Source organism: Streptomyces gobiensis, from assembly GCF_021216675.1.
GTDB classification, from domain to species: Bacteria; Actinomycetota; Actinomycetes; order Streptomycetales; family Streptomycetaceae; genus Streptomyces; species Streptomyces gobiensis.
Map to the genome: position 1 here is coordinate 60186 of NZ_CP086120.1, position 14503 is coordinate 74688.

Here is a 14503-nt window from a genome sequence, read left to right on the forward strand (position 1 = left end):
GGCTCAAGTGTGCCTGCGTCCCAGCGCTCTGCTGAAGCGGGACCCCACTCCCCAGGCGGTGACCCGCCACAGTGCCTCGGCGACGATGTCGCGGCTCATCTTGCTGTCGCCGCGCTCACGCTCGACGAAGGTGATGGGCACCTCGACGACGTGGTGGCCGGCGCGGACGGCGCGATTGGCGAGGTCGACTTGGAAGCAGTACCCCTGGGAGGCCACCTGGTCCATGCCCAGGCTCTCCAGGGTCTCCTTGCGGAAGGCGCGGAAGCCGCCGGTCACATCGCGGATCGGGATGCCGAGCAGCAGGCGGGAGTAGGTGCTGCCGCCGCGGGAGAGGAGCTCGCGGGACTTGGGCCAGTTCACGACCCGGCCGCCGGGCACCCAGCGGGAACCGAGGACGAGGTCGGCGCCCTTGAGCGCGGTGAGCAGCCTGGGAAGCTCCTCGGGCTGGTGGGAGCCGTCGGCGTCCATCTCGACCAGGACGCCGTAGCCGTGCTCGATGCCCCAGCGGAAGCCGGCGAGGTAGGCGGCGCCGAGCCCCTCTTTGCCCTGACGGTGCAGGACCCGGACATGATCGTCGATGGCGGCCAGTTCATCGGCGATCTTGCCGGTGCCGTCCGGGCTGTTGTCGTCGGCGACGAGGATGTACGCGTCCGGTACGGCGGAGCGCACCCGGGAGACGATCGGCTGGATGTTGTCGGCCTCGTTATAGGTCGGAATGATCACGAGGACCTTGCCGAGCGGGCCGTAGCGTCGCTGTCCGGCGTCTTTCACTGCTGCTGCCTCTTCTCGTCCGAACGTCCTCGTCGGCCGACGATGCGGACCGCGGCACAGGACAGAACGCCCACCATAGCGAGCGCCCACTCCGGGGCCGGGCCGACGCGGTCGGCGAGGGTGATGTCATCGCGCAGTGGAAGACGCGCGGTGAGTACGTCCTGGGTGAATTCCTCGGTGCGCTGCTGGATGGTGCCGTCGGGTGCGACGATCGCGCTGATGCCGCTGGGGGCGGCGGTGACGATGGCGCGGCCGTGTTCCATGGCCCGCAGCCGGGACATGGCGAGCTGCTGTTCGGGCTGTCCGGTACGGCCGTAGGTGGCGTTGTTGGTCTGGATGACCAGGGCGCGGGCGCCCGACTTCACGGTGTCGCGGACGATCTCGTCGTAGGCGACCTCAAAACAGATGACGTCACCGAGGCGGGCGGGGCCGACCTGGAGGACGCCGGTGGTCTCGCCGGGCCAGAAATCGCGGGGGACGCGGTCCAGGCGGGTGATGACCTTGCTGAGCTGTTCCCGGAAGGGGACGTACTCACCGAAGGGCACCGGGTGCTGCTTGGTGTAGGCGGCGCCGGGGCCGGTCCTGGGGTCCCAGACGATGCCCTGGTTCTCGACGTAGCCCTCCTGGGTGGGGTGGTCGACGAGGGCGCCGACGAGGACGGGGACGCCGATGGCCTGGACGGCCTTCTCGATGGCTGCGTTCGCCTCGGGCCAGCGGTGCGGGTCGAGGTCGGAGGAGTTCTCCGGCCAGATGACGAGGTCGGGCTGTCTGGCCTGGCCCGCCTTGATGTCCTCGGCGAGCTTCAGGGTCGGCTCGACATGGTTGTTGAGGATCATCATGGGGCGGCCGAGGAAGTCCATGCCGGGCTGCTGGACGTTGCCCTGGACGACGGCGATCTCGACGGTGTCGTCAGCCGTGGTGGGGATGGGGACGGCGTATCCGGCGCCGGTGACGGCCGCGGCGAGGGCGGCGGTACCGATGGCCGGGAGCGCGGCCCGCAGGCCCGTACGGGGGGCGTGGCGGAGCCGCCGGACGGTGAGGAAGAGGGCGGCCAGCAGGGTGCCGGTGAGGGCGACCGCGAAGGTGACCAGCGGGGCACCGCCCAGGGCGGCCAGCGGGGTGAAGGGCGAGCCGGTGTTGGCGAAGGCGAGGCGGCCCCAGGGGAAGCCGCCGAACGGGACCCGGTCCCGGGCCCATTCCTCGGCGACCCACAGGCAGGCTCCCCACAGTGGCCACAGCGGCAGCCGGGAGACGGCGGCCAGGCCCGCGCCGAGGGGCACCAGGAAGAGGGCCTGGAGAAAGGAGAGGCCGATGACCGCGTCCCAGCCGATGACATGGAGCCACTTGAGCAGTCCGGTGAAGAAGGCCAGCCCGAGGACGAAGCCGGTCCAGGCGCCCTGACGGGCGGACCGGCCACGGGTGAGAAGGCTGAGCGCCGCGACAGCCAGCAGGGACAGCGGCCACAGGTCATAGGGCGGGAAGGCGGCGGCGAGAGCCAGTCCCCCGGCGGCCGCCAGCGCGGTACGCGGGGCTTCCCGGCGGATGAGCCGCAGCGCGCGGGAGGCCCGGCCGGGGCGTGCCGCCGGGGAGCCGGAGTCCGGGGCGCCGCCCGCCGGTGGCGGGGCATCAGCAGCGCCCGTGTCCCGGCTCGGAGCGTGTGTGGCCCCGCTTTCCGGTGCTTCGGCGGCCGGTCCGCCGGAGTCGGCTTCGGCGGCGGTGTGGGGGACCGATGGCACGGTCGCGGCCTTCCTGCAGGTCGTGAGGTCGTAATGCGACCGTACAACGCGAATGGCCGATCGCGGGCCATGGGTGGCTGAAGCAGTGGGCCGGATCTCACTGTGGGCGCGGCCGCTTGGCGGGTGCGCGAGCGGGGAGGGCCGCTGCGGATCGGGGCCCGGCGCCCTTCGGGCCGACCTGGGACCCGCTGGCTGCGGGTCGACCGAGAGCCGTTGTCTACTGAGCATCCGGACCCCTACCCGGGTCACACCTGCCGACCAGCCGAAACCTTCCGCCCCCGTGCCGCGAGCGCTGGACCTGGCTCCCAGTGGTGGTGTGCCGGTGCGACGCACCACCCATGGCCCAGCGGCGTTCGACGATTGCGCGGAGATTCCCCGGTCGGCGTCCTGTGGTGGACCCGGCCGAACCTACCCGTCTCCGCGGGCTTTCTGTCAACACCCGTTCGACCTGGGGTTTTTCGCCAAATCACCAGGTCAGTGCGGAGTGCGCGCAGGCAGGGCGACAGGCCGAGCTCTCATTTTTCGGCGGTATGGCGGCATGGAGATCACTCGTTCGGCCGTGCGTAGACCGTGTGTCCGGACACCACCGTCCGCAGACAGACGGGGAGTTGGCCGCCCGGGGTGAGATCAGGCAGGCCAGGCGTGCCGGAACGCGGGTCGGTGGACCAGTTCGCGACGCGGGTGTCCGGGGCCTGGACGAGCAGCTCTCCGGTGCGCCACAGCGCGTAGTCGGCCGGGGCTCCGGGCACCAGCACTCCCGCGTCGTCCCGGCCGATGGCCCGCCAGCCGCCCCGGGTGTGGGCGGTGAAGGCGGCCCGGGCGGAGATCCGGTGCTCGGAAGTGCGGTGGAAGGCGGCGGCCCGGATGGTGCCCCAGGGGTCGAGGGGGGTGACGGGGCTGTCGGAGCCGAAGGCCAGGGGGACGCCGGCGCGCAGGAGCGCCGCGTACGGGTTGAGGGTGCGGGCGCGCTCAACGCCCAGGCGCTGGGCGTACATGCCGCTCTCACCGCCCCAGGCGGCGTCGAAGGCGGGCTGGACGGAGGCGGTGAGGGCCAGTTCGGCGAAGGCGGCGATGGTGGTGTCCGTGAGCATCTCGGCGTGCTCGACCCGGTGCCGCAGGGCGCGGACGCGGTCGGGGCCGACCCGGTCGGCGGCGGCTCGTACGCCGTCGGCGACGGCGGTGAGGGCGGCGTCGCCGATGGCGTGGAAACCGGCCTGGAGGCCGGCCTCGGTGCAGGCGGCGGCATGGGCGGCGACGGCTTCGGTGTCCATATGTGCGGTGCCGGTGTGGTCGGCGTCGGCGTAGGGGGTGTGCAGATGGGCCGTATGGGAGCCGAGGGAGCCGTCGGCGAAGAGGTCACCCGCGGCTCCGATGGCGCCGAGCTCACGGATACGGTCCGCGCCCTTTGCAGACGTGATCGCTTCGGCCCAGTAGCCGAAGACCCGCGGGCCGCGCTCCGCCGCGGCGAGCCGGAGCAGTCCGGTGAAGTCGTCCTCGCTGGAGATACCGGGGCCGGCGCACTCGTGCAGGGAGCCGATGCCGAGTTCGGCGGCGCGGCGCAGCGCGGCACGCTGGGCCTCGGTGCGCTGGGCGGGGGTGACGGTGGCGTGGGCGGCGGCGCGCACGGCGTGGTGGGCGTCGCCGGTCAGCGGCCCGTCGGGGGCGTAGCCGGGGCGGGAACGGATACCGGGGACGAGGTCGAGCAGGGCGGTGGTGGCCAGTGCCGAATGCACATCGACGCGGGTGAGATAGAGCGGGCGGCCGCCGGCGGCCGCATCGAGCTCCGTACGGGAGGGAGGGCGCTGTTCGGGCCAGGCGGTGGCGTCCCAGCCGTGGCCGAGCAGGACACGGTCGGCCGGGCGGGTGCTGGCGTGGGCGCGGATACGGGCGAGCGCGTCCGGAAGCGTGGCGGCGCCGGTGAGGTCAAGGCCGGTCAGCGCGAGGCCGGTCGCGGTGGTGTGCACGTGTGCGTCTGTGAAGGCTGGGGTGACCAGGGCGCCGTTGAGGTCGATGGTCTCGTCCACGCCGTCGGCGAAGGAGTCGGCCGCGCCCTCGGAGCCGATCCAGGCGATGCTGCCGCCCTCGACGACCATGGCGGTGGCGAAGGGGTCGGCGGGGCTGTGAACCTCGCCGCCGCGGAGCAGGACGGTGCGGGGGGCGGTGCTGTCGCTCATGGGTGACAGTCTCCCGCCTGTGCGCGGGAGAGCGCCGCGCGGGGTCAGACGCGGGGCGGGCGGGCCTCGTAGGGGGTGGAGAGGACCACGGTGGTGCGGGTGGAGACGCCGGAGAGGGAGCGGATACGGGCGAGCAGGTGCTCAAGCTCGATGGGGGTGGCGACGCGCACCTTGAGGATGTAGTTCTCGTCTCCGGCGACGCTGTGGCAGGCCTCGATCTCGGGAACCTCGGCGAGCCGGTCGGCGATGTCGTCGGGGGCGCTGGGGTCAAAGGGCTTCACCGAGATGAAAGCGGTGAGCGGCAGGCCGACGGATTCGGGGTCGACGATGGCCGCATAGCCCTTGATGACGCCACGCTGCTCCAGACGGCGAACGCGCTGGTGCACCGCCGAGGTGGACAGGCCGGTGGCCTTGCCCAGGTCGGTGTAGCTCATCCGCCCGTCCTTGACGAGCAATTCCACGATCTGTCTGTCCAGCTCCTCCACAGCAGATCAACTTACTGTGCCCAGCGCACTCCGGCACAGTGAGCGGCGTCGTGGTGACCGATCCTGGACAGTTGTGTGACGAAAGCCACACCGATGCCCCCGTGTCCTCGGGGATGCGGTGATTATGCGCGTGGCACGCCGGGAAGTGCTTGCTGTGGCCGAGGCCTCCGCGCCCGGCCGCTCCACCCGAGGGGGATGACATGCGCACTGTGAAGTCGCTTCGTACCGGTGTCCCGGAACATGCCGAAGATGCCGTGGAAGCCATCGAGGCGTACGAGACCTTGGAGATTTTCCGGGTGAACTGCCCGGACTGCGCCCAGCCGATCGCGCTGCTGGCGGATGAGAAAGTGCTGCCGGAGCACGCGCTGTGCCCGACACCGTGGGACCCGTTCGGGCTGCGGGTGTGCCAGGGCTCGGGGCGTGCGGTGGATGACGCCGAGCCCGAGGGGGCCTCACGGGAACCGCAGGAGCACGGTGCGGCAGCGCTGTTGACGCTGCCCGAGGGGCTGGACTGGCGGACGCAGCCGTTCTCCCACGCGGGCGGCCCCGGGACCCGGCCGATGCGGGCGCCGCGGCAGGCCCAGCGCTTAAGGCGGGCCCGGGCAGGGCGGTAGCCGCCCGGAGAGCGGGGTGTGCTGCTCCGGACCGGCGGGCGGTGCGCCGCTCACCCTCACCAGTAGCGGCCGTCCAGCATGGCCTCCAGGGCGGGCCGGTTCATGATCAGGTCATCCGGGTCTGCCGGCGGTTCGGCTTCGCCGAAGCGGATCTGCCGGTAGGCGATGCGGAGCATGACGATGGCATGCCGCAGGGCCGCGTAGAGCGTATAGAAGTCCATGTCGCGCGGGATGTGGCCGGTGAGTCCGGCATAGCGGCGCTCGACGGTCCCGCGGCGCAGGAAGTCCGGGAGCCCCCGCTGGCCGGTGGACTCGGTCAGGTCCTGGAAGAAGCGGTGCAGATAGATGGTCCAGGCCAGGTCGAGCTCGCGTGGGCCGAGTGCGGCCATCTCCCAGTCGAGTACGGCGGCGGGTTCGAAGCCGTTGTAGACGATGTTGCCGATACGGGCGTCGCCCCAGCTGAGGACGGCCGGGCCCGCGTCGGTGGGCCAGTGGTCCGCCAGCCAGCCGAAGGCGCGCTCGATGAGCGGTGAGCGGGGGCGGTCGGCAACGACCCAGGCGTAGTAGGCGCGCTGCGCCGCCATATGACGGCGCAGCGGGGTGCCGGGACCGGGCAAGGCGAGGAAGTCCGCTTGAGCGGCGGGAGCCTGGTCGTGGAGGCGGGCGAGGACGGAGACGGTGGCGGCCTCCAGCCGGTCACGCTCGGCGTCGGTGGCTGAGTGGAGCCAGTTGCCCTCGTAGGTGTAGGGCATGACATCGGGCGGGACACGCCCTTCGGCGCGGGACATGACGAAGAAGGGGGCACCGAGCGGGGCTTCGTTCTCCTCAAGCCACAGCGTCCGGGGCACGGGGATGTCGGTGTGGTCGGCGACCAGGCGCAGGGTGCGGTACTGGCGGGCCATGTCGTAGCGGGGGAAGACGGTGTACGCGGCCGGGTCGGCGGCCAGCCGCAGGGCGCAGGCGGCTGCGGGGGCGTCAGGGTGGTCCAGGCCGAAGAGCACCGTCTCACTGGACATGCCGTTGCTTTCGGGAACGCGGGGGTCGGTGGCACGGGCGCCGGGGAGCCTGCTGTCCAGCCATCGGTTGAGGCGCTGGGTGAGCTCCTCGGGGTCGCGGGTGGTGGTGCGGGGCCGGGGCGCGGTGCTCATGGCCGGTCCTCGCCCTCGGCCGGTGGCGCCGCCGGGCCCGTATCGGCGTATCCGGTGAAGCCGCTGGGGTCGTGGCGGCCGAAGCTGCCGTGCTCGAAGATGCCGTGGCCCACTTGGCCGTCGAGGGTGAAGCGGGCGGCGTGGTCGGTGACACCGAAGGCGGCTCGCGCCAGCTGGGGCCGGGCGGCGGGACCGGTGAGGTGGTAGCTGCGGCGGTCGGTCCAGCCGCGGCCCCGCCAGGTGCCGTGCTGCCAGTCTTCGGCGGGCGGGTATCCGGCGCCGATGGCCAGTGGCGAGGAGGTGAGAAGTTCGGCGGTGAGCTCAAGGGGTTTACGGCTGGGATCAGTCAGATGGATGACGGCGTGCTCGGCGTGCCGGGTGCCGGGGCGGTAGCGGACATCCGCCTGGGGCCAGCCGAGCTGGGTGTCGGGGTGGCCGTCGCGGATGAGCACGGCATCGTTCAGGGTGCGATAGCCGTCCGCGTCCTCCTGGATGATGACCATGATGAACCGGTCGTCAAAGCGGGCAGGGCACCAGATCCAGTGGAATCCCTCAGGGCGCGTCTCCTCGGCGGCGCGACCGCCGTCCTCACCGGGGATGGGACGTACGCCCCAGCTGCGGTCACGGGTGCCGGTCCACTCCCCCGGCGTCACGGGGAGGTCGGCGCCATCGGCCCGTATCACCCCCGTACAGGTGCCCGCCTGGACAAAGCGGCGGCCCTCCACGATGAGCCGGTCGCCGCGGCGCTGGGTGTGATGGGGCTCCCAGACGGCGGGGAATTCCGCCTGCCAGGTGAGATCGCAGGAGAAGGAGCCGGGGTCGTCCGGATCGGGGTCGCACTGGATCCGCAGCCGGCGCAGTGGCTGGTCGACGGTGATGCGCAGGGGGCCTACGGCGAGGTTCATCCGGTCCTCACCGAGGGCGTCGGAGGCGCGCACGGCGAGCAGGCGGTCGCCCAGGCGCAAGGTGGCGTAGGCGTCGATGACACCGGTGTTGGGGTAGACGCCGAGTCCGGTGATCAGGAGGGCCCGTCCGGTGTGGTCGAGGACGTGGAAGATGCACCGGTCGTAGACGTTGCGGTCGCTGGTGACGGTGTGACGCATGGACAGCGGCGCTTGGTGTATGGGGTATTCGTCCAGTGGAACGGGGCGGTCGACGGCCACGGTGCGCCTCCTGGGCAGCGGGTGGAGCGTACGGCGCCGCCCGGGGGCGCGGTCCCGGTGGCGGTGCTGACCGTACGTCAGGAGGGCTGCGGTAGCCAGAGCCGGGCGCTCGTCATTGACCCCGCAGTGGCCGCACAGTGACCGGCCCCGCACCGTAGCAGTGGTGCCGGGTGGTGAACCGGTCTTTGTCCATGGGTGATGAACCTTCAGCAAAGCGTCCACCGGGGGCGTTAGCGTCCCGAGGCACATCACACCGAGGAGAACGACATGCGGTCCGTCATCAGCAGGGCCATGGCCTCCGGGCGCGGGCTCGGCACCGTACTCGTCGTCAGCGCCCTCGCGGCCACCCTGACGGCGCTGCTCTTGCCTGTACATATGTTTGACGGCGGCAACTCCGTGGCGAATTCCCAGGGCTGGGATGACGACGGCAAGGGGACGGTGAATACGCCGCACGGGCCGCTCACCCCGCTCGACCGGGACTTCGTCCGCAAGGTACGGCTCGCCGGGACATGGGAGCTGCCCGCCGGGCGTCAGGCCCAGGAGCGCAGCAGCCGGGAGGAGGTCCGGCGCGCGGGGGACCACCTCATCGAGGGGCACACCGAGCTCGATGAGCGGGCCATCGAGGTGGGTCGGACCCTCGGTATCGCGCTGCCCAACCAGCCCACCGAAGAACAGCAGGGATGGCTCTCCCAGATGAACGCCGCCCAAGGGGATGAGTACGACCGGCTGTTCGCCAATCTGCTGCGGCGCGCACACGGGAAGGTGTTCAGCCTGGTGGCGCTGGTGCGGGCACAGACCCGTAACTCGATGGTGCGGTCTTTGGCCAGCCGGGCCAATGCCGTCGTCCTGGACCACATCACCGTGCTTGAGGACACCGGGCTCGTCGACTTCCAGTCGATGGCTGGGGACGCTCCGCCCTCCCCGCCGGGCACCGCCACCCCGCGGCCGCTGTCCTCCGCGCGGAACGAATGAAGGGCGGAACGCATGAAGGGGCGTCAGCTCATGAGACGACAGGGTCGCACACACAAACGTTCCCGCACCGCACGTACGGTAATGGCGCTCAGCGCGGCGCTGATACTGGGCGGCGGAGCCGCGTTCGTCTCCGCGAACGTCTCTTCCGGAAGTGTGCCTTGGCACCGCGGAGGTGACGAGCCAGCGGCAGGAACGATCGCGTGCCCGGATGTGGGCAACTGGCTGAAGGAGGTCCCGGAGGGTTCCAGGACTGAGGTCGCCAGGGAGCTGACGCGGCTGGACAGCCAGGTGGCCACGGCGTACGAGGTGCTCAGCGCACGCACGGCCGACCGGCGTACCGTACTCGGCTGGCTGAAGCAGCGACGCGGCGAGACCATCGGCCGGATCGCGGACAGCATCGGCCGGTGGTCCGAGCGCCCGGCCGGTCTGGCGTCGATGAGTGCCTGCGATGTGAGGGAGGTCCAGGACGGTGTCGCCGCGCCGGCTGAGGACGATGGGCAGGCTGGGGGTGATGGGCGGCAGCAGGTGGGTGGTCCGGCTGCCGAGGACTTCGTCGATATCACTCAGGTGCGGCCCAATGTCTCCCGGCCTCAGAACCGGCGGGGTGCCTCAACCGGCACGTTCATCACCGAGTGCGGCAAGAACGAGAACGGCGTCTTCAACTCCGACAACCTCATCGCCGCCCCCGGCGTCAGCAACGGCGCCCACCACGTCCACGACTACGTCGGCAACCAGGACAGCAACGCCTTCGCCAGCGACCGCGACCTCGCCCGCGCCAACACCTCCTGCGCCAACCAAGAAGACCAGTCCTCCTACTACTGGCCCGTCCTGCGCCTGCAAAACGGCCAGAACGAACGCGACGCCAACCAGGCCGGCGGCGGCAAGGACGGCAACATCGGCCCCATCCAGACCCCCGCCACCGTCGACCTCACCTTCGAAGGCAACCCCCGCTCCAAAGTCGTCGCCATGCCCCGCTTCCTGCGCATCATCACCGGCGACGCCAAAGCCTTCACAGGCGGAACCGACAACGCCAACGCCTCCTGGAGCTGCACCGGATTCGAAGACCGCCAACTCACCGACAAATACCCCATCTGCCCCCAAGGCAGCCAGCTCGTACGCACCTTCCGCTTCCAAAGCTGCTGGGACGGCCAGAACACCGACAGCGCCAACCACCGCACCCACGTCGACTTCGCCAACGACGACGGCTCCTGCGACAACGGCTTCCAGCCCATCCCCCAGATGATCCAGCGCATCACCTACGACCTGCCCCCCGGACCCGGATTCGCCGTCGACTCCTTCCCCGAGCAGCTCCACAAACCCATCACCGACCACAGCGACTTCATCAACGTCATGTCCGAACGCCTCATGCAAAAGGCAGTCAACTGCATCAACCAAGGCCGCACCTGCCGTTGAGCGAGCAGGAGACGGCAGCGGGACGGCCCGGACCGAAGCCCGGTCCGGGCCATCCCGCCGTGCCGACGCCGTGCCGACACTGGCGCTCTGAGGTCAGAGACCGTTCACGCGGGCTTCCCTGGCGACGCCCAGCGGGCTGACAGCCGCTGTGACGGTCCGGGTCCTGCGGCACGCCCTGGTCTGGCGACGCCGCGCCTGGGCCAGCAACCGCCTGCCGCGCAGGGTCATCTCCAGCTCAAACCGGGTGCGTGGATCCCTTAACGCGGAGCCGAAGAGCTTCTCGATCTGCCGCAGCCGGTACCGGACGGTCTGCGGATGCACCTGCAGGGTCCGGGCCGCCTCCGGGGCTCCCCCGCCCTCCAGCCAGGCCAGCAAGGTCACTTCGAGCCGTTCGCTCTGTCGCGGTGTCAGCTCATCCAGCGGCTTCAGCCAACGGGAGGACAGCGCCCGGGTGAGGGACTCATCCTGCAGCAGCAGAAGCATCGTGAGGTGGTCGTCAACGAAGACCACCTGGGTGTCGAGGCCGCTGATCGCGGGGGTGAGAGCGAGCAGGCGGCGCGCCCAACGCAGTGAGGAGACGGTGTCACTGAGCGGTACGGGGTGGCCTATCGCGGCGGTCCGGCCGCGCAGAACACCTTCCAGGGTGCCACGGGTGTCGTCACCCTGTTCCGGGACGATCAGGCAGGTCTCGCCATCGGCCAGGCTGACCAGGGTGTCTCCGAGCGCGGCCGCCAGCTGGGCGGCCTCGCCCGGTGAGCCGAGAACGACGGCCCGCACCGTCTCGGGCAGCGGCCACCGGGCGGCGCGGGCGAGTTCGGCCAGGGAGAGCTCGGGGGCACCGGGGTCACCGGTGAGGGCCGCGAAGAGGTGCCGGCGTGCGCGGTCAATGGGGACCGCGGCGGCAACGGGCGATTTCGGGTTCTCCTCGCGCTCCGTTGCCCGCTGGTAGCCGAGTGCTTTCAACAGGGCTTGTTCTACGGCACACTTCGCATCTTCGCGCTTGATTTCTACCGGAGCATGAGAAAACTCCGGAATGCCACGCTGCAGGGACTCAACCACTTGGTCGACGATCGTGGGGAGTTCCTTTCTGAGAACGCGCGTCCACTCACCTCGGGGGCGCGGCCAGATGCGGTTCAGCAGTTCAGACATCTTTACCTCGTTCCTGCCGGGGGTGGGCCTGCCCGACATGCGGAGGACAGGCCCGTGGAGGTTTGCGTCCCTCGCCAGCCCCTGAGTAGCACGGGAGTTGAGGGTCCTCCAGCGCCCTCCCGGATGGAGGGCGCCTCTGCCCGAGTCGCATGAGGGGCGCGACTCGGACCGCCTGGAGGGGCATCATCCGCAGCTGTGGAGCGCGTCGGCGATGCCAGTACAGGAATTTGTCACAGCACGATAAATCTTATGAAGATCTTGCGAAGTTCAGCGATGCTTCTGCACCCCGACCACCGCTCTTTGGTCGCGCAAAGTGGAGACGGCGACACCGGTCGTTACCGGTCACACCGATACCAGAGCTTTGCGAATTTCGACCGATGCCGAGCGCTTGACCGGTGTTCGGCAACTGCCCGATCGGGAGGCTTTGTTGTCTCTGTCATCTCCACCCTCGCCACCAGCACCATCACCTTCGCCGCCCCCGGTGATCAACCACTCGCGCAGAACGCGGCGGGTGCGGATCTCCAGGCGGCGCGCCGGAATCCACCTCTTCGGCGGCCGCCCCATCGGGGTACGTCACGGCCTGGGTCTGACGGTCTTGCTGGCCCTGCTGGTCGCGGGTGGTGCGGGGGTCTTCCAGCGGACATGGGAGTTCCTTGACTTCGGCGCCGGTGTGCTGGCGCTCGTTTCGCTCACCGCCACCGTGCTGTGGGGACTGGCCGCGACCGACCGGCTGCTGCTGGACTCCAGTCACCGGCTGCTCGCCCAGGGCGTGCACCGTGGGCTGGCCGTCGCGGGCCTCGGGTTCCTCGCACTGCATATCTGCGTGAAGGTCGCCGAGAGCCAGGCGAGCGCGGCGGCGATCGTCATGCCGTTCGCTGACCCGGCGCGACCGGTCCTGATCGGTCTGGGCACCGTGGGTGCGTATCTTTTTCTGGCGGTGGCGCTGACCGGTGCGGTCCGCAGCGTCTTCGCTACCTCCGGGCGGTCCCGCTGGTGGCGCGCCCTGCATATGTGCGCGTATCCCGCCTGGGCGGTCTCGCTGGTGCACGGTCTGAAGGCGGGCCGGGCGGCGAGTGGTTGGGTGACCGCCGCGTACATCCTGTGCCTGCTCGGGGTCGCCGCCGCGCTCATGACGCGGGTCGCCGTCCGGCGCCGCAGCTCCTCCGGGGGCATGCGCGGGTGAACGCCAAGCAGGCCAGGAACGACGCGGTCCCCACCCTCGCTTCCGTCGGCCCCCCGCGGCTGCTGGCGGGGCTGGACAAGGCGGTGCGGCTGGACCGGGTCACGCATCTGACCGTCCACGGTTCGCTGCCGATGCCGCGCGCCGAGGAGCTGGTGGAGCTCGCCCAGAACATCGACCTGCGCGGACGCGGCGGGGCGGGCTTCCCGTTCGCCCGGAAGCTGCAGTCCGTGATCGATTCCGCCCGCCGCCGGGACGGGCGTACAGCTGTGGTCGTCAACGGCAGTGAGGGCGAGCCAAGCTGTCTCAAGGACACCGCGCTGCTGCTGAACGTCCCGCATCTGGTGCTGGACGGAGCCGTGCTGTCCGCCGTTGCACTGGGCGCCGAAGAGGTACGCGTGGGGGTGACCCGCGTCGATGTCGAGCGCTCGGTACGGGCCGCCATTGAGGAACGCGGCCCCGGCCTGCCGCGTATCCAGGTGACACGGCTGCCCGAACGCTTTGTCACCGGCGAGAGCACGGCGATGACCAACGGATTGAACCAGGGCAACGCGCTGCCCTCGGGCCGCAAGATCCGCACCAGCGACAGCGGGCTGGGCGGCCTGCCCACGCTGTTCTCCAACACCGAGACCTACGCTCAGCTCGCCGTCGCCGCCCGGCTGGGGGCCCTGGACTACCGTGCGACCGGTCTGCCCAGTGAGCCCGGCACGGTCCTGCTGACCGTCTCCGGAGCCCGGGTGATCGAGACACCGACCGGGGTGCCGCTGCCGTACATCCTCCAGCTGTGCGGCTCCGACGCCGGGCAGGGTGTGCTGACCGGCGGCTACCACGGTGGCTGGCTGACGCCGCAGGCCGCCTCGTCGGCTCTCGTCTCCCGGGAGTCCCTGGCCGCCGCCGGTTCCGGGCTGGGGGCGGGCGCGGTACTTCCGCTGCCCGGCACCACCTGCCCGGTCGGCGAGACGGTACGGGTCGCCCGCTGGATGGCCCGGGAGTCAGCCGGCCAGTGCGGACCCTGCGTGCTGGGGCTGCCCGCGCTCGCCGACGCTCTGGAACGGGCCGCCCGTGGCGGCGGCCGGTCGGCGCTCGACACCATCCGGATGCGCATCAACACCGTGACCGGGCGCGGCGCCTGCAGCCACCCCGACGGCACCTCCCGCTTTGTGGAAGGGGCGCTGAACGCGTTCCCCGAGCACTTCATGGAGCACGCCCTCGGCCAGGACTGCGGGCTGCCGGTCACCGGGGCACTCCCCGTGCCCGTGGAGCCAGCCGCCCAGCTCGCGCTGCCCCCGGGCCCGGGCTCGGGCGGCGACAAGGACTCCGAGCGGCTGGTCGTGGACTGGACGCTGTGCCAGGGGCACGGGCTGTGCGCCGACATCGTCCCCCATGTGATCCAGCTCGGCCCGGACGGCTACCCCGAGCGGGCCGTGGCACATGTGCCCGGACGGCTGCGGCAGCAGGCGCTCCGCGCGGTGCGCCGCTGCCCGGCCTTGGCCCTGCGGATCCAGGAGTCCGCTTCTCGCTCCTGAACGACCGGTGCACGACCCGGGCCTGACCGGGCCTGACCGCTCGGTCGTGCACACCTCGTCGTGCTCCGTCGTTACCGTGTAACAACTCCCGATGGGTTGAACGCCACTGCTCCGACCTCCGTATTTCAGCGACAACGGCGGAAGAACCGCCGTAGATGGCGAATGAAGGAGC

12 protein-coding genes are annotated in these 14503 nt (G+C 70.8%); 5 read left to right on the forward strand and 7 right to left on the reverse strand.

The genetic code is table 11. From position 1 onward, the window contains the following. Positions 1 to 3: 3 nt before the first annotated feature. The 4 genes from test1122_RS00315 to test1122_RS00330 all read right to left on the reverse strand — a co-directional run bounded on the left by test1122_RS00315 (position 4) and on the right by test1122_RS00330 (position 5166). A complete protein-coding gene (locus test1122_RS00315) occupies positions 4 to 771 on the reverse strand; it encodes a polyprenol monophosphomannose synthase (protein WP_232267125.1) in 768 nt (255 codons plus the stop codon). Continuing rightward, entirely contained in the window at positions 768 to 2507 is a 1740-nt protein-coding gene (gene lnt / locus test1122_RS00320) for an apolipoprotein N-acyltransferase (protein ID WP_232267126.1), read from the reverse strand. Before lnt ends, test1122_RS00315 begins: the two co-directional genes overlap by 4 nt. Before the next feature lie 545 nt (positions 2508 to 3052). Next, complete coding sequence (locus tag test1122_RS00325; RefSeq protein WP_232267127.1) at positions 3053 to 4681, reverse strand: amidohydrolase; 1629 nt, start codon at positions 4679 to 4681, stop codon at positions 3053 to 3055. A 44-nt stretch (positions 4682 to 4725) separates the two neighbouring features. Beyond that, positions 4726 to 5166: an Lrp/AsnC family transcriptional regulator gene (locus tag test1122_RS00330; protein WP_232267128.1), complete on the reverse strand. Its 441-nt coding sequence runs from the start codon at positions 5164 to 5166 to the stop codon at positions 4726 to 4728. A 200-nt stretch (positions 5167 to 5366) separates the two neighbouring features. On the opposite strand from test1122_RS00330, the gene test1122_RS00335 reads away from it, so the two are divergent. Beyond that, positions 5367 to 5780, forward strand: a complete 414-nt coding sequence (locus tag test1122_RS00335; protein WP_232267129.1) for a hypothetical protein — start codon at positions 5367 to 5369, stop codon at positions 5778 to 5780. 56 nt (positions 5781 to 5836) lie between these two features. Here the strand turns inward: test1122_RS00335 and test1122_RS00340 are convergent, their stop codons facing one another. Both test1122_RS00340 and test1122_RS00345 read right to left on the reverse strand, forming a co-directional pair. Next, a complete protein-coding gene (locus test1122_RS00340) occupies positions 5837 to 6928 on the reverse strand; it encodes a phosphotransferase family protein (RefSeq protein WP_232267130.1) in 1092 nt (363 codons plus the stop codon). Further along, positions 6925 to 8091 (reverse strand): Rv3169 family protein, encoded by a 1167-nt coding sequence (locus test1122_RS00345; RefSeq protein ID WP_232267131.1) that lies wholly within the window; start codon positions 8089 to 8091, stop codon positions 6925 to 6927. The genes test1122_RS00340 and test1122_RS00345 overlap by 4 nt, the downstream gene beginning before the upstream one ends. Before the next feature lie 267 nt (positions 8092 to 8358). Between test1122_RS00345 and test1122_RS00350 the strand changes: the two genes are divergently transcribed. Together test1122_RS00350 and test1122_RS00355 are read left to right on the forward strand one after the other, a co-directional pair. Continuing rightward, entirely contained in the window at positions 8359 to 9063 is a 705-nt protein-coding gene (locus test1122_RS00350) for a DUF4142 domain-containing protein (RefSeq protein ID WP_232267132.1), read from the forward strand. 210 nt (positions 9064 to 9273) lie between these two features. Continuing rightward, positions 9274 to 10476 (forward strand): DUF1996 domain-containing protein, encoded by a 1203-nt coding sequence (locus test1122_RS00355; protein ID WP_338423496.1) that lies wholly within the window; start codon positions 9274 to 9276, stop codon positions 10474 to 10476. A gap of 93 nt (positions 10477 to 10569) precedes the next feature. On the opposite strand, the gene test1122_RS00360 is transcribed toward test1122_RS00355, so the two are convergent. After that, positions 10570 to 11439 (reverse strand): PucR family transcriptional regulator, encoded by an 870-nt coding sequence (locus test1122_RS00360; RefSeq protein ID WP_338423497.1) that lies wholly within the window; start codon positions 11437 to 11439, stop codon positions 10570 to 10572. Between the two features lie 697 nt (positions 11440 to 12136). Between test1122_RS00360 and test1122_RS00365 the strand changes: the two genes are divergently transcribed. Together test1122_RS00365 and test1122_RS00370 are read left to right on the forward strand one after the other, a co-directional pair. Further along, on the forward strand, positions 12137 to 12808 hold the full coding sequence (locus test1122_RS00365; protein WP_232267135.1) for a hypothetical protein: 672 nt from the start codon (positions 12137 to 12139) through the stop codon (positions 12806 to 12808). Further along, positions 12805 to 14331 carry an NADH-quinone oxidoreductase subunit NuoF family protein gene (locus test1122_RS00370; protein WP_232267136.1) on the forward strand — a complete coding sequence of 509 codons (1527 nt, stop codon included), beginning with the start codon at positions 12805 to 12807 and terminating at the stop codon, positions 14329 to 14331. The genes test1122_RS00365 and test1122_RS00370 overlap by 4 nt, the downstream gene beginning before the upstream one ends. Positions 14332 to 14503: the final 172 nt, after the last annotated feature.